Raw genomic sequence first — 21,175 nt, 5'->3', positions numbered from 1 at the left:
GAGAACGGAGAAGCAGCATGGGCACCGGCCGTATCGATCAGACCACGAAGGTCTATCCGACCGTCCACAAGACGTCCAAGACCAAGCCCCTCGACGAGCAGGCGGTGGTCAAGCACAAGGCGCAGACCGATCACCTGAAGCTCCAGAGCGGCCCGTCGCGGACCTCGTCGCTCGCCGACGTGGTCGCCACCGCCAAGGCCGAGAGCAGCAAGAAGATCGGCAACTCCATCGTCGACGGCTCCCGCGCACTGCACCAGCGCGGCTACATCTACCCGCCCGATCTCGGTCCGAACTACTACCACAAGTACAACGCGACGGGGAAGAGCGTGGGCTGCTGCGCTGACTTCGTCAGCGACTCCTACAAGGAGATGAGCAAGAGCCTGGGCAAGCCCGAGTACGATATCGGGAAGATCATGCAGGACAAGGGCTACAACCCCCACTACTGCCCCTCGATGATCCAGTACTTCCAGAAGGAGCAGACCCTGCTGCCGCCTCCGGGCAAGGGCACCAAGGCCCAGGTGGGCGACGTGGTCTTCTTCGACTGGGACGGCAACGGCATCAAGGACCCGGACCACGTCGCGATCGTCACCAAGGTCGACGCCAACGGCAACCCGACCGAGCTGATGGAGTCGCGCAAGTTCAACCAGCCTACCGAGATCACCACGCTCACCCCCGGCGACAGCCGCTGGAACAAGATCGTCGGCATCGGCCGCCTCAAGGATGCGACTGCGGACAACGACGCGGCCAACGCCCTGCCGCCTCTGGGCGATGCGCCCTATCCCGGTGACGCCAACTCGGGCGGCGGCCGGGCTTCGTCGGACTACTCGGGCGGCGGCCGCGGAAACGGCGGCCCGGTCTCGAGCGACGGGCCGACCCGCACGGTGCCCTCGCGCACCGGCGAGCCGAGCAACTACCAGCCCTTCAAGCGCGCCGAGTGGGAGTCGGGGGTCTCGTCGGCCCTCGGCATCGCCCTCGAGATCGTCCAGAAGCTCTCGAACGCGCTCGCCAACGACAGCGAGATGACGGTCGATCAGCTGGCGCAGCTCGCCGAGAAGAACGGCGTGCCAAAGGACAAGGCCATGAAGCTCGCCAAGGAGGTCATGGCCAAGAAGTCGGACCTGGTGGCCTCCAAGGCCAAGTCGCCGGATCTCGCCAAGTACATGGGCAAGCTCACCCCCGAGAAGATCGAGGAGATCTTCAAGGATCGCAACTCGCCGCTCGCGGGCAAGGGCCTGGGCGAGTTCATCGTCCAGATGGAGAAGAAGTACGGCATCCCGGCGGCCCAGTTCCTCGCGCAGGCGACCATGGAGTCCGGGATCGGCAAGGTGGGATCCACCCAGGGCGAGCACCACAACATCGGCAACATCCGGCCCGGCTCGAGCTGGGACGGCCCGACGGTCACCACCGGCAGCGGATCCTACCGCTCGTACGGCTCGTGGGAAGAGGGCATCGAGGACTTCTACAAGCTGATGAGCGGCCCGCTCTACGCCGGCAAGTCCCTCGAGGACCAGATCAACACCTACGCACCGCCCGTGGAGAACGATACCAACGGCTACATCAACACCATCAAGGACCTCATGGCCAAGTGGACCGGCGAGTAAGCCGGATGCGAGGGGCGGCGCAAGCCGTCCCTTTCGTTTTTTGGCGCGCAAAAGAGGAGGCCCCGCCGATCCGGCGGGGCCTCGCTGCTTGGGGAAGAAGCTTACTTCTTCTTGCCGTTCTTCTTGGCAGGAGCGGTGGCGACGAGCTCCTTGGCGGCCTCGACCTTGGTCTCGGTGCCGATCTCGGGCACGGGGGTGTAGATGCCCTTGAGCATCTTGTGCCAGGGGTAGTGCTCGGCCATCTTGCGCTCTTCCTTGGCGACCTTGATGACGAAGTCGGACATGGCGCCCACGACCCAGTCGAAGTAGTGGGGGAGGATCGAGTAGTAGTCCATGTCGGGGGCGGGGTTCATGAAGTCGATGGCGTAGGGGATGCCGTCGCGGACGGCGAACTCCACCGAGTTCATGTCGTAGCCGAGGGCGTGGTTGATCACGCGGGCGTCGCGGACGACCTTGGCGCCGAGCTCAGGCGACATGTGGTTGTGGTCTTCGACGTAGCAGCGGTTCTTCGGGTCGTACTTGATCGGCATGATGTTGTCCTTGCCGACGGTGAGGCACCGGATGTACGAGTCGAAGTCGATGAACTCCTGAAGGACCATGATGAGGCGGCCCGTCTGGTGGTAGTAGTGGAAGAACTCCTCGGCGTTGTTGACCTTGTAGACGTTCTTCCAGCCGCCGCCGTCGTAGGGCTTGAGGAAGGCGGGGAACTTGATGTAGTCGAAGATCTCGTTCCAGTCGGTCAGGCAGAGGTTGCGGTGCGACTCGGGACGGGTGGTGGGGTTGGCCTCGACGGGGGGCAGCACGACGGTCTTGGGCACGGCGACGCCGAGCTTCTCGACGAGCGAGTTGTCAAAGAACTTGTCGTCCGAGATCCACCAGAAGGGGTCGTTGATGACGTACGAGCCCTGGATGACCGCGTTCTTGAGGTAGGGCTTGTAGATCTCGATCTCGTGCGAGATGCGGTCGACGAGGACGTCGTAGCCGGGGTGCTCGCCCATCTTGGGGGCGTGGACCTTGGCGAACTCGGCGACGACCTTACCTTCGCCCTTCTCGTTGACGGCCTTGATGAAGGCGTGGGGGAAGGTGTCCTCCCAGCCGACCAGGATACCAACCTTCTTGGGGTTCTTCTCGGTCATTGTGTTATTTCGTCCTCATAAAAATGGGGGGGGAAACGTCTAAGGAAACGCTAGCTACTGGGGTTCAGGTCGACGAAGCGGCCGTGCAGCATGATGGCCTGGCCGTCCGCCCACACGGAGCACTCGCGCGCCAGCAGGTCGATGTGAGCCCGGCAGGTCCAGTTGGCGCCGGTCAGGCAGCCGCAAGGCTCCCCGAAGGCGATGTGGAACCCCGGGATCTTCTCGTCCTGGAGGAGGTTGCCCGTGAACTCCGTGACGCCGAGGTTGGTGCCCACCGCGATTTCGCCGATGCGGTTGGCGTTCTCGGTCGAGTGGGTGTAGCCCCAGAACTCCTGGGCGAGCTCTTCGTGGGGGCTCGTCACGGTCTTGAGGTAGTTGTCCTGGATCTCGAGGGTCAGCGGAGTGTCCTTGAGATCGCCGTACTTCTGGGAGAAGTAGTCGCCAACCGGCGCGTCCGCCACCCAGATGCCGTTGATCCGCTTGGGGGTGGTGAAGATCTCACCGCCGGGCAGGTTACCCCAGGCGTCCCGCGAGATCTTACCAGAGGTCTTGATCCACTGGAACTCCTTGGGGTCGTGCTCGATCTCGATGTCGGTGCCCGCAGGGGTGGTGACGTGGATCCGGCGCGCGCTCTGCAGCAGGCGACGCAGACCGAGGCTCATCTTGTTGATGGCGTCGAAGTCGGCGCGCATGCCGGTGTTCATGATCTCGCCGGTGATGCCGACCATGTGGCCGTAGCGGACCTTCTTGACGGTCGCCAGGTTGATGACCTGGGCGCGCGAGGGCACCTCGCCCGGCTGCGGGTTCACCGTGTACAGGCAAGCGGCGCACTCGGAGACGGCCTTGAGGATCTCGTAGGGCATGTCGAGGATCGGGCGATCGCAGTAGTCCTCGACCACGAAGCCCTGGGCGATGCCCTCGGCCAGCTCGATCGCCTCGATCAGCGAGGCGCCGATGAACTGGGAATCCCGGTCGGAGATGACGACGACCCGTTCGCCGGGGCGAACCTGGAGGCTGCGATTGATGGCGTTGTAGGCCCCTTCCCGGTACTCGGGGGGAAAGGGCAGCGAACGCATGTCGGTCAGCTTCTTAGACACCGGCATTTTCCTTGAGGTTGATGGCGCGTTCGACCGAGGCCGAGAGGGCGGTGCCCATGATGTCGTCGGCCATGGACAGGTCGATGCCCTCGAGGGTGCGCTCGCACATGTCGTCGACGACGGCCTTGAGGTCGTTGGTCTGGGCGAAGACCTGGAGCTGGCGATCGGCATCGGTGCCGCGATCGAGGATGGTGTAGATGTGCTTGAGCGCCTCGCGGCTGCCCAGCTCGTCCACCACGTCGTCCACGAAGTTGAGCAGCTCGACGATCAGGTCCTTGGTGTGCTTCTCACCCTTGATGCCGAAGTCGATCAGCTTGCCGTCCAGGCCGTAGCGGTAGGCGCGCCACTTGTTCTCGTCGATCAGCGCGGTCGGGTAGACGCGGAACGACATGTTCTCGCGGCGCAGGACGTAGAGCTTGGCGACGATGGCCTGGATGAGGGCCGCGATCGCGATCGAGGTCTTGTAGTCGGTGGGCAGGTCGCAGACGCGGAACTCGATGGTGTTGTAGATCGGGTGCGGGCGCAGGTCCCACCAGATCTTCTTGCCGTTGTCGATGCAGTTGGTCTTGATGAGCGTCTGGACGTAGGAGTCGAACTCGGCGTAGGACTGGAACACGCCCGGGATGCCCGTGCGGGGGAAGTTCTTGAAGACGCTCGAGCGATGCGACTTGAGACCGGTGGCGCGGCCGAGCCAGAAGGGGCTCGAGCAGCTGATGGCCAGCAGGTGGGGCAGGAAGTAGCGGGCCTGGTTGACCAGGTCGATGGCCAGATCCTTGTCGTTGACGCCCACGTGGACGTGCATGCCGAAGATCAGGTTGGCGCGGGCCACGTCCTGCAGGTCGTCGACCAGGACCTTGTAGCGGTCACCGTCGGTGATGTCCTGGGTCTTCCAGTCGCTGAAGGGGTGGGTGCCCGAGGCCATGATCTTGAGGCCGTGCTTCTTGGCGAGACGAGCGATCGCCGCGCGCAGCTGCATGACGTCCTTGGCGGCTTCGGTGACGTTGGTGCAGATGTCGGTGCCGACCTCGATGATCGACTGGTGCATCTCAGGCTTGACGCGCTCGCCGAGGATCATGCCACCCTCTTCGAGCATGACCGAGATGTGGCTGCGAAGCTCGCGGGTCTCGGGATCGATGATCTGGTACTCTTCCTCGATCCCGATGGTGAATTTTTCAAGCATTGACGATGTTCCTCATCCCAGTCCCCGAAAGGGGCCTACGCGCGCGGCTCGATGACGAAGGTGGGGACGATCCCGCCTCCAGAGGTGACGTTGCAGAGGGCGGTGCCCGAGAGACGGGTCAGGAAGCCCTCGACTTCGCCCTTCCAGACGAAGGGGTCCAGATCGACGTTCATCTGCTCGTAGACGACCTGGTCGCGGACCGTGGGGAACAGGGCGGAGGCCACACGGACCTTCTCCTGGACCACGTAGGCGTGCTCCACCGACTTGGCGATGGCTTCTTCCCACTCCTCGGCCGTCGACTCCCATCCGATGTAGATGCCGCGGCCGCCGTAGTCGTCGTTGGGCTTCATGACCATGCGATCGCGGTTGGCACGGATGTAGTCGACCAGGTCGATCTCCTTGCCATGGTAATCGGTCTTGCCGGGCCGGACCTTGCGCGTCCAGGGGATGTGGCGCGCGATCACCTCGCGCTCCTCGGGGGTGAAGAGGTGCTGGTTGGCGCCGTCGGTCAGCAGGCCGAAGATCATCTTCTTGTGCAGGAACTTGGAGCGGAACGAGTTGACGATGCAGACCGCGCCGGCGCGGTAGGCCTCGACCATGGCCTGGACCTCGTCCCACTTGCCGATGAACTCGTGCGTGAGCACGCGGCGATAGACCAGGTCGATGGGCGAGCCGTCCGCGGCGAGCAGCTTGCCGCCCTCGAAGCGGAGCCGGCGAGGATCCTCGATCACGGTCGGGATGCCCTTGCTCTCGAAGAAGGCCTTGCACATGTCGAACTCGTGGCGGGTCGAGAGACCGTCCCAGTCGACGATGGCGATGCGGCCGGGCTTGGTGGCGAGGCCCTTGCCCTTGGCCCAGATCTCGTAGGTCTCGAGCAGGGTGTCGAGGAGGCGATCGCGGGTCTTGAAGCCCTGGAGCGAGTACTCCTTGCCGAAAGCCTGCATGACGGGGTCCTGCAGGAAGGCCTCGGCCATGATCTCGGTGTAGGCGGGGCCGGCGGGGCACTCGGCGTTCAATTCGACGAACTGCAGGTGGTCGCCGATGAGGAAGGAGTCGAAGCGCGCCATGGTGCTGAAGCCCGGGTAGCCGGGGTCGATGGCGGCGAGCTCACGCTCGCGCTCGGTGAGCGCCAGCTCCTCGACGAAGCGCGGATCGCTGAAGAAGTGCGCCGAGAGCTTGTCCATGGCCGACCAGATGGTCTGGGCGGCGTGCTTGATCAGCGCGTTCTGCTCGGGCGAGAGGAACTGGGCGCGCATGTACTCGACCTGGACGCGATCGCCGTACATGATCCGCGCGTCGCGCATGCGCTCGGTGAAACCCTGGAAGTCCGCCGGGGTGAGGTTGGCCTGGTCGATGAGGGCGTGGTAACGGTCAATGGCACTGTTGATCACGGTGGCAGTGGCACTCCTTTTGGACAGGCAGGGTTACGCAAATCAGAGGCCCGGGGGCAGGCCCGGGCTACGAGGAATATTGTAACGTGTTTGATGAGGTTTTTCTAGTTTTGTTAAGTTGCTCCCTTTCGCGCAGGGCCTCCCGGCCGCCGAGGGCCTGGAGAGCGCGGAAGGCGTTGACCCTCAGCACGCGCCCGCCGCGAATCTTGTCGCTGGTTTCGAGCAGGATCCGCTTGAGCTCGCGGGGTTTCAGCTCGGGGCGCAGGGTGCGCATCAGGGCGAGCACGCCGGCCACGTGGGGCGAGGCCGCCGAGGTGCCGCCGAAGCGGGCATGCAGGAACGGCGAGCTGACCGGGAAGGTGGTGGTGGCGTCGGCCGGCGCGACCAAGGAGACGTAGTCCCAGCGCGGGGACCACATGTGGAGGCGGTCCTTGCGGTCGGTGGCGCCCACGGCGATGAGGCCGGCGAACTCGGGCAGGGTCTCCCAGGCGGCGGGGTAGGTCTTGCGCTCGCGGGGGCCGCCGGCGCAGACCACGGGCACCCCGCGGCGCAGGGCCTCGTAGATGGCGTTGGCCAGGTCGGCCATGGTCGCGTGGTTGAAGCCGGGCTCGCCGATCTCGCAGCCGACGCTCAGGTTCAGGACGTCGGCGCCGTGGGCGAGCGCCTGGCGGATGCCCTCGGCGATCTGAGCGGCGTGCACGCTGCCGGTGCGGGGCTTGTTGATCTTGACGGGCAGGATCCGGCAGTCCGGGGCGACCCCTCGGAAGCGATCGCGGATGCCTCCCTGCGCAGCGATGATGCCGGCGACGGCGGTGCCGTGACCGTTGTCGTCGTGGGCGGGTTTGTTGGGCTCGAAGAGATTGACCCCGGGCAGGACCTTGCCTTGCAGGTCGGGGTGACGCGGGTCTACCCCCGTGTCGAGCACGGCCACGACCACTGACGGATCCCCCGAGGTGATCCGCCAAGCCCGTGGCGCCTGAATCCGTTCGAGGGACCATTGCCAAGTCGTACGCGTCATGGGTCCCAGTGTAGCAAGCTTAATCCCCCCTGCCAAGCGCCTAAGCGCCTTGCGGCAGCCCGTTTCCAGCGCCCGAGCCGCGATTTACAGCGATGAATGCCGGGACTAGGATGCTCGCGCGCGGTGCGGAAGGCGCGGAGGTGAGGGTCATGAGGTTTGTCGATCGCAAGGAGGCGGGCCAATTGCTCGCCGAGCGCTTGATGCAGTACGCGGGCCCGGACACGGTGGTGATCGGCCTGCCGCGCGGCGGGGTGCCGGTGGCCCGTGAGGTCGCAAATCGCCTGAACGCGCCCCTCGACATCCTCGTTTCGCGCAAGCTCGGCGCCCCGGGCAACCCGGAGTTCGCCCTTGGGGCCATCACGGCGCGGGGGGGGAGGGTCCTGAACGAGCAGGCCCTGCGGCGCCTGTGGATTCCCCCCGGCTACCTGGACCAGGAGGCCCTGGAGCAACGCGCGCTGGCCGAGCGTCGCGCGCATGATTTGCGCGAGGCGCGTGGAGCCCTGCCCTTGGAGGGAAAGGTCGTCATCCTGGTGGACGACGGCATCGCGACGGGGATGACGGTGCGCGCGGCCCTCGCTGACGTGCGCGAGCAGCAGCCCGCCAAGGTGATCCTCGCCGCTCCGGTGATCGCTGCCGACACCGCGCGGGTGCTCGCGCCCATGGCCGATGCGCTCGAGGTGGTCCTGGTCCCCGAGGAGTTCTACGCGGTCGGGCAGTTCTACGATCGCTTCGACCAGGTGGAGGACGACGAGGTCCGGGCCATCCTCAAGGAGGCTGCGGCTGCCGCCTCCCAAGCCAAGAGGAGCTGAGACCATGCCGAACGGAAGAGGCTCAAGGCCGCCGGCGCTCTCCCATGCCGACTGGGTGCGCCTCAGCGCGGTCCCCCTCCACGGGGTCCCCGAGGACTTCGACGCATGCCTGGACGAGGTGGGCGAGGCCCGGATCGTGATGCTCGGTGAAGCGAGCCACGGCACCGCCGAGTTCTACGCGACCCGCGCGCGCCTGACCCGGCATCTGATCGAGGAGAAGGGCTTCACCTTCGTCGCCATCGAAGGGGATTGGCCCGACGCGGCCAGAGTCAACCGCTACGTGCGCGGGGCCCCGGAGGATGCCCTGTCGGCCCTTGGCGGCTTCAAGCGCTTCCCCATCTGGATGTGGCGCAACACGGTGGTCCTCTCCTTCATCGATTGGCTCCGCGGCTGGAATGACCGCCGATCCCCCGAGTCGCGGGTGGGCTTCTACGGCCTCGACCTGTACAGCCTCCACGCCTCGATGGAGGCCGTCGTGGCCTACCTGGAAAGGGTGGACCCCGCAGCGGCCGAGCGTGCGCGCGAGCGCTACGCCTGCTTCGAGCCCTTCGGGGAGGATACCCGCCAGTACGCGCTCGATGCGCACTTCCTCGCCGCCTCCTGCGAGGAGGAACTGATTTCAACCCTCTTGGACCTGCGGGAGCAGCGTGCGCGCTACGCGGCCCTCAGCTCGCGCGACGAGGCCTTCGAGGCCGAGCTGAACGCGATAGCTGCCGCCGATGCCGAGAGCTACTACCGCCAGATGGTGCGGGGCGGGGCCGTGACCTGGAATCTGCGCGATCGCCACATGGTGGCAACCCTGGAGCGCCTCCTGGCCCACCTGGGCCCCGATGCGAAGGCGATCCTGTGGGAGCACAACTCCCACATCGGGGACTTCCGGGCCACTTACGAGGGCCAGAGCGGCCACTTGAACGTGGGCCAGCTCGTGCGCGAGCGCCACGGCTCCGATGCCTTCGCGGTCGGCTTCGGCACCTACCGAGGGACGGTCACGGCGGCCCGGGCCTGGGACGGCCCCCCCGAGTTCATGCGGGTGCCCCCGGCCCGAGAAGACAGCATCGAGGCCGCCTTCCACCAGGCGAACATCCCTTCCTTCTACCTGGGGCTCAGGGACCTGGCCCGTGGTGGGGCGTGGCTTGCTGAGACGCGGCCCGAGCGTGCCATTGGGGTGGTCTACAACCCGGCCGAGGAGCGCTTTGGCAACTACGTGCCCTCACGCCTGGCCGCGCGCTACGACGCCTACGTCTTCCACGACGAGACGCTTGCGGTCGAGCCCCTGGATCTCGGGCCGGAGCCGCCGGGCCTCGAGACCTACCCCAGCGGCTTGTAGGGCAGTGGGCGCGTTTCCTTGAGGTCGGGCCGCCGCTCGATGGGATAACCGATCTTGCGGCGGCGCCATGCGCCGTAGCCCCCCTCGATGGGATGGGCGTGGGCGTAGCCCTCGGCGAGCAGCTTGCGGGCGATCGCCGCGCTGGTGGCCTCGTGGGGCGAGGTGCAGTAGAGGAAGACGGGCCGGTCCTTTGGCACGGGCAGGTGGATATGCTCGGCCGCAAGCAGGTCGTCAGGGGCGTAGTAAATGGCCCCCTTGATCTGGGTCGAGTCGGGCTGCTGCCGGACGTCCATGAGGTAGAAGGTTTTCCCACCTTCCATCAGGCGCTTGACGTCCTGAATCGTCACGCGGGGGATGCTCGGTTCGGGCATGGGCATGGTGTTTTCCCCTTCGCATGAAGCAGGCAGCCATATTCTGTTCCGCCGCCCAACTGCCTGCGAAGGGCCATTTGGCCCAACTTCTTCGGAAGGACAAAAAGCTTGGTAGTGCTCGACGCTTTGGGAGGCCCGTGGGTCTTGCTAAGATCCTGCCACCCATGAAGCATCCGTCCATCCGCGCGGCGGGTCGGGCGACGGCTGAGAGAGGGAGGTTCCTCAATGGCGACGCGCATCATCCCGACCGACCAGTGGCTCGATTACCTCAACGACATCAGCGTCCTCAAGCGGCGCGCCAAGGTCTCCGTCGAGCTCAAGAGCGACGAGTTCGGCGATCGCCTGATCGCAGACAACCTGCCCCTGCTCGGCATCACCCCCGAGATGAAGGGCAGCGAGGCCTGCGCGGTGGACATCGAGGTGGGCGCCCAGCGCAGCGAGAAGGCCGACCGCATGACCCACTCGGTCATCTGTACCTCTAAGCTCGTGGTCGAGGAGGACGACGCCAGCCATCCGCGCGAGATCGACATCTGCGGCGAGGACCCCAAGACCCACGCGCGGGTGACGACCGTCATCCGCTTCCTCTGACCGCGTCCGTCGTGCCCCGACCAGCTCACGAGGCGGACACCCTGCGCGCCGTGTTCGCCTTCGTCCTGCTGCTCTACGCCTGCAGTCAGCCAGGCGCCTTGCCTTCTGTCGATCCCGAGGCAAGCGCTCGGGCCAAGCGCGAGGGAAAGCTGCTCTACTGCTCGGAATGGGCCAAGGTCCCCCATGGCCAGGAGCCCGCCGAGTGGCGAGACGTCCGCGCCGACGGCCACGACTACCCCTGGCTCTACGGGGGGGGCTGGCGGATCGTGCGCCACAAGGGCAACGCGATCTACCAGGTGCCCGAGGCGCGGACCGAGCCGGCCGAGCCCTTGACCTTTCGGCGCTATCAGGGCGAGCTGAGCCCGCGCTACCGGGTCCGCCTGGAGGGGCGCAGCCAGGGCGGGGCCGCGCGCTTCAACGGCTACGGCGAGCTCGCCGCCCAGGTCTATTACCTCTCGCCCACTTCTTACGTGGAGGTCCTCCAGACCGACCGCCACCTCATGATCTGGCAAGCCGACGATGCCCCGCCCATGCAGGGCAAGGGCTGGACCCTTCTTGCCCAGGTCGAGAACCCGGTGGCGATTGGCGAGTGGGTGCACTTCGGGGCGGAGGTGGATACCCGGACGGGACTGGTGACGGCGTATCTCAGCGAGCGGCCCGTCGCGACGGCCTCGGCCCCGCTCATCGACCCGGATCTCCCGGGCGGCCTGACCATCCGGGCGACGGGCAACCGAGAGGACTGGCGCCGGATCGAGATTCGCGCCTTCCCCTGACCCCGCTTCAGCGGGGGGCGGGGCTTGAGAGTTGCCAACGAGGTTGCAGGGTCAAGAGGGGGATGCGGGCCTGGGTCGGGTAGACGAGGGCGAAGGTGGCCTCCTGGGCAGGGGCGAGGAGCGTCGGGGTGACAACGGCCTCGCGAGTATCCAAGAGCAGGCCCAGCTCGTCGTAAAAGCGCACGCGCAGGCCAACAGCGGTGGCCTCGCGGGTGCCGCGGTTGGCGAGGCGCCCGTCCAGCCGCAGCCAGCCGGTGGCGTCCACCTGGACCTCGCGCGCGACGACCACCACCTCGGCTTGCCAGCCGTCCAGGCTTGTTTCGCCCTCGATCGGCACGACGGCGGGGGGCGAGGGGGCGGGTGTGACGCTCGGGCGCGGGGAGAGCCCCGGGCTCGGCGAGGGGCCGGGGGCGGCACCGCCGCCGCAGGCCGCCAAAAGCAGCCAGGTACCGATGATCGTGGCGATCGCTCCGCTTCGCATGGCTTCACCCTAACGACCCCAGGGGGTGGCGTCTACGTGCAGCGTGACCAGCCCGGCTCGATCGCACCCTCGGAAGATCGTACAATGGTGCCATGAGCAGTTCCACCGCCAAGCCGCGCTCGACCGCGACTCCCCGCGCCCCCAAAGGCCCCCAGGGCCGCCTTCACCGCACCAAGGCCTTCGAGATCCCGGGCGTCGAAGGGGCGCGACCGCTGACCATCTACTTCCCGCCCGGCTACGACCGGGAGCCCGAGCGCCGCTACCCGGTGGCCTACATGTTCGACGGCCAGAACCTGTTCGCGGACGAAGGCGCTTTTTCGGGCGGCTGGCACATGCACCGGGCGCTCGATGCCCGCGCGGCCCGGGGCCTCACGGTCCCCATCGTCGTCGGGATCCACCACGGCGGCGCGAAGCGCGCCGAGGAGCTCAGCCCCTGGCCCGTCGAGCCCGGGAAGGAAGCCTGGGGCGACGCATTGCTCGACTGGGTGGTGGGCCCGCTCGCCAAGATGGTGCGCGAGGACCTGCGGGTGCTCGAAGGGGCGCAGCATACCCTGGTCGGCGGCTCCTCGCTGGGGGGGCTTCTCGCCCTCTACGCCTACTTTCGCCACAACGACGTCTTCGGGCGGGCCCTGTGCATGTCCCCTTCGCTCTGGGTGGACGAGGGGGCGATCTTCCAGTACGTGGCCAAGGCGCGCGCCGGCGGCGATCCGCGCCTCTACCTGGACTGCGGCGCCAAAGAGGCGCACGGCATCGTCATCAAGCACGCCGAGTGGATGGCCGAGTTGCTCGAGCGCAAGGGCTTCGTGCCCGGCTACCACCTGATGTGGCGGCCCGATTCCCGCGGGGCGCACAACGAGCGCGCGTGGCGCCGGCGGCTGCCGAGGGCCCTCAAGTTCCTGTACGGCTAATTTCCCAACTTTTTAGGCGAATTGACGGCGCATCGCGCAGGCCACCCAGCGCATACTCGGGAAGGCGGTTGCGTATGCGAGGGCGTCATGGCGAGGAAGCGAGACCCCCAGCCGAGCGAGCGCCAGCGGCGCGAGCGGAAACAGCGGGTCCTGGCTCAGCGGACGCCTTCGGTCGTGCGCAGCATCGCCGATGCGATCGTGGTCAAGGACCAGAGCGTCTACTTCCTGAGTGCTCCCGACGGCAACGTGCCGCTGCGACAGGGGCACGGCTTCGGCCTCTACTACCACGATTGCCGCTTTCTGGACGGCTACGAGCTGAAGCTCGAAGGCAAGCCTGCGAGCGTCCTGGCCTCTAGCGCGAGCGAGGGGTATCAGGCCGTCTTCCAGCTGAGCAATCCGGACCTGAGCGGCGAACTCAGGCCCCTGATCCCCAAGGAGGACCTGGGGATTCAATGGTTGCGCCTTGCCTCGGGGGCGGATTGCGCGCTGCATGATCGTCTGAGCGTCAGCAACTTTGGCCCGCTCACCCATGCTTTCTCCCTCTCGCTCACCTTCCGGGCGAACTTCGAGGACGTCTTCGAGGTGCGGGGCTTGATGCCCGAAGTACAGGGCGAGATCCTCGAACCGGTTTGGCAGGATGGCGCCCTCTTGCTCGGCTACGCCGGGGCCGACGGCCTCTATCGCTACCTCACGATTCACTTTGCTCCCGCGCCGAGCTACTACGAGGGGACCACCGCCGTCTTCCGGCTGAGCCTCGCGCCCGAGGAGATGACCGAGATCCAGGTGAGCCTCCTCTTGAGCGAGGCGGGGGCTCCCCGGCCTTTGACCCCCAAGCCTCGCGTTCCCCCCGACTTTTCACGGATTCACGACCGGCTCGGCGAATCGGCGGCGGCCTGGTATCAGCAGCACGCCAATCTCCGCAGCGACAGCTTGTTGCTGGACCGGATCATGGCCCAGTCCCTGCGGGATTTGCACATGCTGGGCAGCAAGCTCGAGCACGAGGGCTACCTCTCGGCCGGAGTGCCCTGGTACACGACCCTCTTCGGCCGAGACAGCCTGATTGCTTCTCTCGAGGCCCTCGCCTACAACCCCGATATCGCCGAGCAGACGCTGCGCCTGCTGGCCAAGCACCAGGGGCGGCGCGTGGACGATTGGCGTGACGAGCAGCCCGGCAAGATCCTCCACGAATTGCGGGTCGGGGAGCTGGCGCGCCTCAAGGAGATTCCCTACGACCCCTACTACGGCTCGATCGACTCCACGCCGCTCTTCTTGATCCTTTTAGGAAAGCATGCCGCCTGGACCGGGAGCCTCGCCCTCTTCGAGGCCCTGCGGGAGAACGTCGAGCGGGCGTTGTCCTGGATTGCCGATTACGGCGAGCGCATCGTCGAGGGCTGGCTGGCGTATCAGTGCGCCTCCGCCAAGGGGCTTTTGAACCAGGGGTGGAAGGACTCGGGCCTCGCCATCGTGAACGCGGACGGCAGCGTGGCCACCCCGCCCATCGCGCTGGTCGAGGTGCAGGGCTACGTCTATCTGGCCAAGACCTTGATCGCGGACCTCTTTCGCCGGTCGGGCGATCCGGGGCGGGCCGCACGGCTCATCGGCGAGGCCGAGGCGCTGCGGAAGCGGTTCAACCAAGCTTTCTGGAGCGAGGCGCTCGGGAGCTACGTGCTGGCTCTGCAAGAAGGCCTCAAGCCCGCTGCGGTGATCGCCTCCAACGCCGGTCAGGCCCTCTGGACCGGCATCGCCGACCCGGAGAAGGCAGCCCGTGTCGCACAGCGCTTGTTGGCCAAGGACATGTACAGCGGCTGGGGGATCCGCACCCTTTCGAGCGAGGAGCGCCGCTTCAACCCGATTGGTTATCACCTGGGGAGTGTCTGGCCGCACGACAACGCCCTGATCGCGGCGGGCTTCAAGCGCTACGGCTTGGACCAAGCGGCTTATCGGGTCTTCGAGGGCCTGTTCGAGGCGGCCACCCACTTCGAGCACTACCGGATGCCCGAGCTGTTCACCGGTTATCCGAGCACGCCTTTCGGCGAACCCGTCCGCTATCCGGTGGCCTGTCATCCGCAGGCCTGGGCGGCGGGCTCCATTCCTTTCCTCGTGCAGACGTTGCTGGGGCTGGTCCCCGAGGCCTTCGAGCGGCGGCTACGGATCGTGCGACCCAGGCTGCCTGACTTCACGGAGTTCATCGAGATCCATCGTTTGAGGGTCGGCGATTCTCGCCTGGATCTGCGCTTCGAGCGCGCGGGCGAGCGGGTGCGCGTGCGAACCCTCAAGCACGACGGCCCGCTGCAAATCCGCGTCGAGCACTGATGCTTGACAGGTATAATTGATCTGCATAACTTTATGAAGAAAATTTAAAGATGCGCACCCGCCCGCGCGTCTTGCCCCCTCGAGACAAGGCGCCAGGCATGCCGCAGCTCTTTCGTCGACGAACCAACACCGTTGCACGCCTCACGCTCGTGGCGGTCGTGGTCTTGCCGATTGCGATCGCTGCCGGTGGCTACGCCTTCCTGCAATCGGCCTACGTCACGGGGGTCGGGGTGCCCCGGGCTCAGCCGGTGCCCTTCAGCCACGCGCACCACGTCGGGGGGCTCGGGATCGATTGCCGGTACTGCCACACCTCGGTCGAGAAGGCGGCGTTCGCGGGGATGCCCGCCACCGAGACGTGCATGACTTGTCACTCCCAGATCTGGGCCGACAGCCCCATGCTCGCGCCGGTGCGCGAGAGCTACGCCAAGGACGTGCCCCTCCAGTGGACCCGGGTCACGGATCTGCCGGATTACGTCTACTTCGATCACCACATCCACGTGGCCAAGGGTATCGGCTGTACCAGTTGCCACGGCCGGGTGGACGAGATGCCCTTGACCTGGAAGGCCGAGAACATGCGCATGGCCTGGTGCCTCTCGTGCCATCGCGCCCCGGAGCGTCATCTGCGTCCGCGCGAGGCGGTCTTCGATCCCGCCTGGCAAGCACCGCGCGATCAGCTGGTCCAGGGCAAGGAGCTGCTAGAGCGCTACCACGTCAACGTGCAGTCCCTCTCGGATTGCTCCACTTGCCATCGATGAGGGCCGAGATGTCGCGATTCGAACTGGACTGGGAAGGCTTGCGGGAGCGTCTCGCCCGAAAAGAGGGGCCCGCTTACTGGCGCAGCCTCGAAGAGCTGGCTGATGCGCCCGAGGTGAGCGCACTCATCGCGCGGGAGTTTCCCGACTGGGAGGCGCCTTTGGATCGGCGCCGCTTCTTGCAGCTGATGGGCGCCTCGCTGGCCCTTGCGGGCTTGAGCGCTTGCGCGCGCCCTGCCAGCAAGATCGTGCCCTACGTCCGACAGCCGGAGGCCGTCGTCCCGGGCAAGCCGCTCTTCTTCGCAACGGCCATGCCGCTCGGGGGGTATGGGACCGGCTTATTGGTCGAGAGCCACACGGGGCGTCCCACCAAGATCGAGGGCAACCCGGATCACCCCGCGAGCCTGGGGGCGGCGAGCGCGATCGCCCAGGCCTCGATCCTCGGCCTCTACGACCCGGATCGTTCGAATGTGGTCCTGAAGGATGGCGCGATCGCCAGCTGGGAGGGCTTCCTCCAGGTCGTGACGGGTGAGCTTGCGACGAAGCTCGCCGCCAAAGGCGCGGGCCTGCGTCTTTTGACCGAGACGGTGACCTCGCCTACCCTCGCAGGGCAGATCGCGACCTTCTTGAAGCGCTTCCCCGAGGCCCGCTGGCATCAGTACGAGCCTCTCTCGCTCGGCGGGGCGCAGGCCGGCACGCGCCTGGCTTATGGGCAAGCGCTCGACACGCTGCACCGGCTGGATCAGGCGAAAGTCATCTTGAGCCTGGAGGCGGATTTTCTGGCCGAAGGGCCTGCGAGCCTGCGGGAAGCCCACGACTTCGCCGCCGGGCGCAGGGTTACCGCGCCCGGGGATGCAATGAATCGGCTCTACGTCGTCGAGGCGAGCCCCACCCTGACGGGGGCCATGGCCGATCATCGCCTGGCGCTTGCGCCGAGCGCGATTCCGGCCTTTGCGATCGCCCTGGCCGAGCGGCTCGGCGTGCCCCTGCCTCCGGGAAGCACGCCCTTGCCGACGGGCCTCGATCCGCGCTGGCTCGATGCCCTGGTCCAGGACCTCGTGAGCCATCGCGGCCAGAGCGCCGTCATGGCATGCGCGCACCTGAGCCCTCAGGTGCAGGCGCTGGTCCATGCGATGAACGAGAAGCTCGGCAACGTGGGCCGCACGGTGCTTCATACGGCCCCCGTGGCGGCTCGCGCCGAAGAGCCGATCGCCTCCATGCGGGAGCTGGTGGCGGCCATGGAGGCCGGTACGGTCGATGTGCTGGTCATCCTCGGCGGGAACCCTGCCTATACGGCCCCGGCGGATGTGCCCTTCGCCGAAGCCCTCCTGAAGGTACGCCAGAGCGTGCACCTGAGCCTCTACGAGGACGAGACCTCGGCCTTGTGCCACTGGCACCTGCCGGAGGCCCACTACCTGGAGGCCTGGGGAGACGTTCGCGCCTTCGACGGGACCGTCTCGCTGGTGCAGCCCCTCATCGCTCCTCTCTACGGGGGGAAGTCGGCCATCGAGGTGCTCGGGGTCCTCAACGGCGCGCCGAGAGCAGACGGCCTCCAGTTCGTGCGTAGCGAGTGGCAGCGCCGGCACCCCGGCCCGGATTTTGAGACCTTCTGGACGCGTGCCTTGCAAGCAGGGGTGCTGCCAGGGACGGCCGAGCCCCCCAAGGCGGGCCTCAAGGTCGCGACCGAGAGACTCGTGCGCCCCGTCCTGGCCAAGACGAGCGGCTTCGAGGTGATCTTCCGCGCCGATCCGACCGTCTACGATGGGCGATTCGCCAACAACGGCTGGCTTCAAGAGCTGCCCAAGCCGCTGACCCTGTTGACCTGGGACAACGCGGCGTTGCTAGCACCCGAGACGGCGGCACGCCTCTCGCTTTCGAACGGGGACGTGGTCGAGCTGCGTTACAAGGGCCGGATCATGCGCGCGCCCGTGTGGGTGATGCCGGGCCATGCGCCGGAGGCGGTGACCCTGCCGCTCGGCTACGGCAGGACGCGCAGCGGCAAGGTCGGGACGGGGATCGGCTTCGACGCGTACCGGCTGCGAACCGCCGAGGCGCCCTGGACCGATGGCGGCCTGGAGCTGAAGAAGACCGGCGAGCGCTACGCGCTGGCGAGCACCCAGCATCACCACGACATGGCCGCGCGCGAGCCGGTGCGGACCGGGACGCTCGACGGCTTTCGCGCCGACCCCGCCTTCGCCCACGACGACCCGCTACGCCTGACGAGCCTGTACCCCGAGAAGGCCTCGGAAGGGCATGCCTGGGGGATGGCCATCGACTTGAACGTCTGCATCGGCTGCAACGCCTGCATGACGGCTTGTCAGGCTGAGAACAACGTCCCTGTCGTCGGCAAGGAGCAGGTCGAGCGAAACCGCGAGATGCACTGGCTGCGCGTCGATCGCTACTACCAGGGGCCCCTGGACGATCCGCAGACGGTGTTCCAGCCGGTGCCGTGCATGCATTGCGAGAAGGCCCCGTGCGAGCTGGTCTGCCCCACGGCTGCGACGGTGCACAGCACCGAGGGGCTCAACGACATGACCTACAACCGCTGCATCGGCACCCGCTATTGCTCGAACAACTGTCCCTACAAGGTGCGGCGCTTCAACTTCGTGGAGTATGCGGACTTCAAGACCCCGAGCCTGGAGCCCATGCGCAACCCGGATGTGAGCGTGCGCAGCCGCGGCGTGATGGAGAAGTGTACATACTGCGTGCAGCGCATCAACGCCGCGCGGATCGAGGCAAAGGTCGAGGGGCGCCCCATCCGCGACGGCGAGGTGGTGACGGCCTGCCAGGCCACCTGTCCCACCCGGGCCATCGTCTTCGGGGACCTCAACGACCCCCAGAGCGAGGTCTCGAAGCGCAAGGCCGAACCCCTCAACTACGCCCTCTTGGGTGAGCTCAACACGCGTCCGCGCACGACGTACCTGGCCAAGCTCCGCAACCCCAACCCCGCGATCGAGGCGCTGTAGCCCATGGCCACTCCCGAGCCCGCGCGAAAGAAAACCCCGCTCGTTGGACCGGGGTACACCCCGGTCGGCGCCGCCGACGAGATCAGCGATCTCGTCTTGAAGCGGCCGCTCACATGGGAGTGGCTGCTGGGGGCTGGGCTCGCCTTCTTGCTCTTGGGGGTGCTTGCGATCGCCGTCTCGGTGCTCTTCTACCGGGGGGTGGGGATCTGGGGGATCAACATTCCCGTCGCCTGGGGGTTCGCCATCGGGAACTTCGTCTGGTGGATCGGGATCGGTCATGCGGGCACGTTGATCTCGGCCTTCTTGCTCCTGATGCGCCAGAAGTGGCGGACCTCGATCAACCGATCCGCCGAGGCCATGACCCTGTTCGCCGTGCTGTGCGCGGCCCTGTTTCCGCTCTTGCACCTGGGGCGCCCCTGGTTCTTCTACTGGCTCATCCCCTACCCCAACACCATGTGGCTCTGGCCTCAGTTCCGCAGCCCGCTGGTGTGGGATTTCTTCGCCGTCGGGACCTACCTGACGGTTTCGGCGCTCTTCTGGTACGTGGGCCTGCTGCCGGACCTTGCGACCTTGCGCGATCGCGCCCAGCACCCCTTCCCGCGCTTGGCCTTTGGGGTGCTCGCGCTGGGCTGGCGCGGATCCGCCCGCCACTGGCAACGCCACCAGACGGCCTACCTCCTCCTCGCGGGGCTCGCGACACCGCTGGTCATCTCGGTCCACTCCATCGTCAGCCTCGACTTCACCTCGGCCATCGTCCCCGGCTGGCACTCGACGATCTTCCCGCCGTACTTCGTGGCGGGGGCGGTCTTCTCGGGCTTTGCCATGGTCCTGACGCTGCTCATCCCGCTGCGCGCCGCCTATGGTCTCAAAGGCTTGATCACCGCGCGGCACGTGGATTTGCTCGCCAAGATGATGCTTGCGACCGGGCTGATGGTCGATTACAGCTACGTGATGGAGGTCTTCACGGCCTGGTACGGCGGCAACCCCTATGACTGGTCCCTGATGGTCGATCGGATGGCGGGGGCGTACGCACCCCTCTTCTGGGCGGTGATGGTCTGCAACGTGGCCGTCATCCAGCTGCTGTGGTCGGCGCGGGTGCGGGCGAATCCGGCCTGGCTCTTTGCGATCGCGCTCGTCGCCAACCTCGGGATGTGGATGGAGCGGGTCATGATCGTGATCACGAGCCTGCACCACGACTTCTTGCCGTCGAGCTGGGCCATGTACTACCCCACCGTCTGGGACTGGGCGACGCTCTTCGGCACCGTGGGCCTGTTCTTTTTCCTCTTCTTCGTGTTCATCCGGCTCTTGCCCGTGATCTCCATCTCGGAGGTGCAGAAGCTCGTCATCGAGGAGGGAAGCCGATGAGCACGCAAGCCCTCTACGGCCTCATGGCCTCCTTCGAGACCCCGGAAGCGGTGCTCGAAGCCGCCCGGCGCACCCGCGAAGCGGGGTACAGGTGCCTGGATGCCTTCACGCCCTATCCGGTCGAAGGCCTGGCCGAGGCCATCGGCAGTGCCCAGAGCCGCCTGCCCCTCTGGGTGCTGATCGGCGGCCTCTGCGGAGGCTTGGGTGGCTTCGGCTTGCAGTACTTTTCGATGGTCCACAACTACCCCTACGACGTGGGCGGCCGCCCTGCGAACAGCTGGCCCGCGTTCGTGCCGATCACGTTCGAGCTGACGATCCTCGCGGCGGCCTTGGTGGCGGTCTTCGGGATGCTGGCGGCCAACGGCCTGCCCCGCCCGCACCATCCGGTCTTCGACGCGCCCGGCTTCGAGCGCGCCACCCTCGATCGCTTCTTCCTCTGCGTCGAGGCGCGGGATCCCCGATTCGAGAAGGATGCGACACGGCGCTTCCTCGAATCCCTGAACCCGAAGGACGTGGCCGATGTGGCGTGCTAGGCGTAGGTTGCGCTGGCTTGTCGCGCCCCTCGGGGTGGCGCTCGTGGGGTGCCAGCAGCAGATGGCGCACCAGCCCAAATACCGGCCGCTCGCGAGCAGCGACTTCTTCTCGAACGAGCAAGCCGCACGCCCGCTGGTCGCAGGGACCGTGCCGCGCGGCGAAAAACGGCCCGACGCCTATTTTCAGATGGGCCTCGTCGGGGGGAAGGCCGTTGATGCCTTTCCTTTCCCCATCACCCGCTCCGTGCTCGAGCGTGGGCGCGAACGCTTCGAAATCTACTGCGCCCCCTGTCACGATCGCACGGGATACGGCAACGGCATGATCGTGCAGCGGGGTTTCACCCATCCGCCCTCGCTGCACGAGCCCCGCTTGATCCAGGCGCCTGCCGGTCATTTCGTCCAGGTCATGGCCCTGGGCTACGGGACCATGTTCTCGTACGCCTCGCGTGTCTCGGCCGAGGATCGCTGGGCCGTCGCCGCCTATCTGCGCGCCCTGCAGCTCAGCCAGCGTGCGTCGCTCGCCGATGCGCCAGCCGCTGAGCGCCTGCGCCTGGAAGGGCGGTGAG

Annotated in this window: 19 protein-coding genes; 12 read left to right on the top strand and 7 right to left on the bottom strand. The window is 66.7% G+C overall.

The annotated features are described in order from the left end of the window. Nucleotides 1-17: 17 nt before the first annotated feature. Nucleotides 18-1,601, top strand: a complete 1,584-nt coding sequence (locus J7643_05180; protein ID MBO9539971.1) for a glucosaminidase domain-containing protein — start codon at nt 18-20, stop codon at nt 1,599-1,601. 101 nt (nt 1,602-1,702) lie between these two features. On the opposite strand, the gene J7643_05175 is transcribed toward J7643_05180, so the two are convergent. From J7643_05175 to J7643_05155, 5 genes are all read right to left on the bottom strand, one after another. Further along, nucleotides 1,703-2,737, bottom strand: coding sequence for a hypothetical protein (locus J7643_05175; GenBank protein MBO9539970.1), 1,035 nt, complete (start codon nt 2,735-2,737; stop codon nt 1,703-1,705). A 50-nt stretch (nt 2,738-2,787) separates the two neighbouring features. Further along, nucleotides 2,788-3,834 (bottom strand): aminopeptidase, encoded by a 1,047-nt coding sequence (locus tag J7643_05170; protein ID MBO9539969.1) that lies wholly within the window; start codon nt 3,832-3,834, stop codon nt 2,788-2,790. Beyond that, nucleotides 3,827-5,014: a carboxylate-amine ligase gene (locus J7643_05165; protein ID MBO9539968.1), complete on the bottom strand. Its 1,188-nt coding sequence runs from the start codon at nt 5,012-5,014 to the stop codon at nt 3,827-3,829. The genes J7643_05170 and J7643_05165 overlap by 8 nt, the downstream gene beginning before the upstream one ends. 35 nt (nt 5,015-5,049) lie before the next feature. Next, the gene (locus J7643_05160; GenBank protein MBO9539967.1) at nt 5,050-6,405 is read right to left on the bottom strand and encodes a circularly permuted type 2 ATP-grasp protein; all 1,356 of its coding nucleotides are present in this window, start codon (nt 6,403-6,405) and stop codon (nt 5,050-5,052) included. A gap of 67 nt (nt 6,406-6,472) precedes the next feature. Further along, nucleotides 6,473-7,423, bottom strand: coding sequence for a S8 family serine peptidase (locus J7643_05155; protein MBO9539966.1), 951 nt, complete (start codon nt 7,421-7,423; stop codon nt 6,473-6,475). 140 nt (nt 7,424-7,563) lie between these two features. Between J7643_05155 and J7643_05150 the strand changes: the two genes are divergently transcribed. Next, the gene (locus J7643_05150) at nt 7,564-8,232 is read left to right on the top strand and encodes a phosphoribosyltransferase (protein MBO9539965.1); all 669 of its coding nucleotides are present in this window, start codon (nt 7,564-7,566) and stop codon (nt 8,230-8,232) included. Nucleotides 8,233-8,236: 4 nt separating this feature from the next. Then, a complete protein-coding gene (locus tag J7643_05145) occupies nt 8,237-9,559 on the top strand; it encodes an erythromycin esterase family protein (protein ID MBO9539964.1) in 1,323 nt (440 codons plus the stop codon). Here J7643_05145 and J7643_05140 read toward each other — a convergent pair. Continuing rightward, entirely contained in the window at nt 9,541-9,936 is a 396-nt protein-coding gene (locus J7643_05140) for a hypothetical protein (protein MBO9539963.1), read from the bottom strand. The genes J7643_05145 and J7643_05140 overlap by 19 nt on opposite strands. A gap of 219 nt (nt 9,937-10,155) precedes the next feature. On the opposite strand from J7643_05140, the gene J7643_05135 reads away from it, so the two are divergent. Further along, on the top strand, nt 10,156-10,518 hold the full coding sequence (locus J7643_05135; protein ID MBO9539962.1) for a DUF5335 family protein: 363 nt from the start codon (nt 10,156-10,158) through the stop codon (nt 10,516-10,518). 11 nt (nt 10,519-10,529) lie between these two features. Next, nucleotides 10,530-11,291, top strand: a complete 762-nt coding sequence (locus J7643_05130; GenBank protein MBO9539961.1) for a hypothetical protein — start codon at nt 10,530-10,532, stop codon at nt 11,289-11,291. Between the two features lie 7 nt (nt 11,292-11,298). Here J7643_05130 and J7643_05125 read toward each other — a convergent pair whose 3' ends face one another. Then, nucleotides 11,299-11,772 carry a hypothetical protein gene (locus J7643_05125; GenBank protein MBO9539960.1) on the bottom strand — a complete coding sequence of 158 codons (474 nt, stop codon included), beginning with the start codon at nt 11,770-11,772 and terminating at the stop codon, nt 11,299-11,301. A 92-nt stretch (nt 11,773-11,864) separates the two neighbouring features. On the opposite strand from J7643_05125, the gene J7643_05120 reads away from it, so the two are divergent. The 7 genes from J7643_05120 to J7643_05090 all read left to right on the top strand — a co-directional run bounded on the left by J7643_05120 (nt 11,865) and on the right by J7643_05090 (nt 21,174). Then, nucleotides 11,865-12,680, top strand: coding sequence for an alpha/beta hydrolase (locus J7643_05120; GenBank protein MBO9539959.1), 816 nt, complete (start codon nt 11,865-11,867; stop codon nt 12,678-12,680). 87 nt (nt 12,681-12,767) lie between these two features. Beyond that, nucleotides 12,768-14,993, top strand: a complete 2,226-nt coding sequence (locus J7643_05115; GenBank protein ID MBO9539958.1) for an amylo-alpha-1,6-glucosidase — start codon at nt 12,768-12,770, stop codon at nt 14,991-14,993. Nucleotides 14,994-15,091: 98 nt separating this feature from the next. Beyond that, nucleotides 15,092-15,748 (top strand): cytochrome c3 family protein, encoded by a 657-nt coding sequence (locus J7643_05110; GenBank protein ID MBO9539957.1) that lies wholly within the window; start codon nt 15,092-15,094, stop codon nt 15,746-15,748. Between the two features lie 8 nt (nt 15,749-15,756). Further along, the gene (locus tag J7643_05105) at nt 15,757-18,711 is read left to right on the top strand and encodes a TAT-variant-translocated molybdopterin oxidoreductase (protein MBO9539956.1); all 2,955 of its coding nucleotides are present in this window, start codon (nt 15,757-15,759) and stop codon (nt 18,709-18,711) included. 3 nt (nt 18,712-18,714) lie between these two features. After that, nucleotides 18,715-20,076: a polysulfide reductase NrfD gene (gene nrfD / locus J7643_05100; protein MBO9539955.1), complete on the top strand. Its 1,362-nt coding sequence runs from the start codon at nt 18,715-18,717 to the stop codon at nt 20,074-20,076. Between the two features lie 23 nt (nt 20,077-20,099). Next, nucleotides 20,100-20,609: a DUF3341 domain-containing protein gene (locus tag J7643_05095; GenBank protein ID MBO9539954.1), complete on the top strand. Its 510-nt coding sequence runs from the start codon at nt 20,100-20,102 to the stop codon at nt 20,607-20,609. After that, on the top strand, nt 20,596-21,174 hold the full coding sequence (locus J7643_05090; GenBank protein ID MBO9539953.1) for a cytochrome c: 579 nt from the start codon (nt 20,596-20,598) through the stop codon (nt 21,172-21,174). The genes J7643_05095 and J7643_05090 overlap by 14 nt, the downstream gene beginning before the upstream one ends. Nucleotide 21,175 lies beyond the last annotated feature (1 nt).

It is taken from the genome of bacterium (assembly GCA_017744355.1).
In the GTDB taxonomy this organism is placed as follows: Bacteria; Cyanobacteriota; Sericytochromatia; order S15B-MN24; family UBA4093; genus JAGIBK01.
Note: the sequence above shows the minus strand (reverse complement) of the source record. Positions and strands in the feature narration are given on the sequence as shown.

Bases quoted from the DNA above. Each gene is read 5' to 3' on its own strand.
- J7643_05140 (MBO9539963.1), bottom strand. From the start codon at position 9,936: ATGCCCATGCCCGAACCGAGCATCCCCCGCGTGACGATTCAGGACGTC.
- J7643_05115 (MBO9539958.1), top strand. From the start codon at position 12,768: ATGGCGAGGAAGCGAGACCCCCAGCCGAGCGAGCGCCAGCGGCGCGAG.
- J7643_05105 (MBO9539956.1), top strand. From the start codon at position 15,757: ATGTCGCGATTCGAACTGGACTGGGAAGGCTTGCGGGAGCGTCTCGCC.
- J7643_05155 (MBO9539966.1), bottom strand. From the start codon at position 7,423: ATGACGCGTACGACTTGGCAATGGTCCCTCGAACGGATTCAGGCGCCA.
- J7643_05135 (MBO9539962.1), top strand. From the start codon at position 10,156: ATGGCGACGCGCATCATCCCGACCGACCAGTGGCTCGATTACCTCAAC.
- J7643_05175 (MBO9539970.1), bottom strand. From the start codon at position 2,737: ATGACCGAGAAGAACCCCAAGAAGGTTGGTATCCTGGTCGGCTGGGAG.
- J7643_05180 (MBO9539971.1), top strand. From the start codon at position 18: ATGGGCACCGGCCGTATCGATCAGACCACGAAGGTCTATCCGACCGTC.
- J7643_05095 (MBO9539954.1), top strand. From the start codon at position 20,100: ATGGCCTCCTTCGAGACCCCGGAAGCGGTGCTCGAAGCCGCCCGGCGC.
- J7643_05125 (MBO9539960.1), bottom strand. From the start codon at position 11,772: ATGCGAAGCGGAGCGATCGCCACGATCATCGGTACCTGGCTGCTTTTG.
- nrfD (MBO9539955.1), top strand. From the start codon at position 18,715: ATGGCCACTCCCGAGCCCGCGCGAAAGAAAACCCCGCTCGTTGGACCG.
- J7643_05120 (MBO9539959.1), top strand. From the start codon at position 11,865: ATGAGCAGTTCCACCGCCAAGCCGCGCTCGACCGCGACTCCCCGCGCC.
- J7643_05110 (MBO9539957.1), top strand. From the start codon at position 15,092: ATGCCGCAGCTCTTTCGTCGACGAACCAACACCGTTGCACGCCTCACG.
- J7643_05165 (MBO9539968.1), bottom strand. From the start codon at position 5,014: ATGCTTGAAAAATTCACCATCGGGATCGAGGAAGAGTACCAGATCATC.
- J7643_05145 (MBO9539964.1), top strand. From the start codon at position 8,237: ATGCCGAACGGAAGAGGCTCAAGGCCGCCGGCGCTCTCCCATGCCGAC.
- J7643_05090 (MBO9539953.1), top strand. From the start codon at position 20,596: ATGTGGCGTGCTAGGCGTAGGTTGCGCTGGCTTGTCGCGCCCCTCGGG.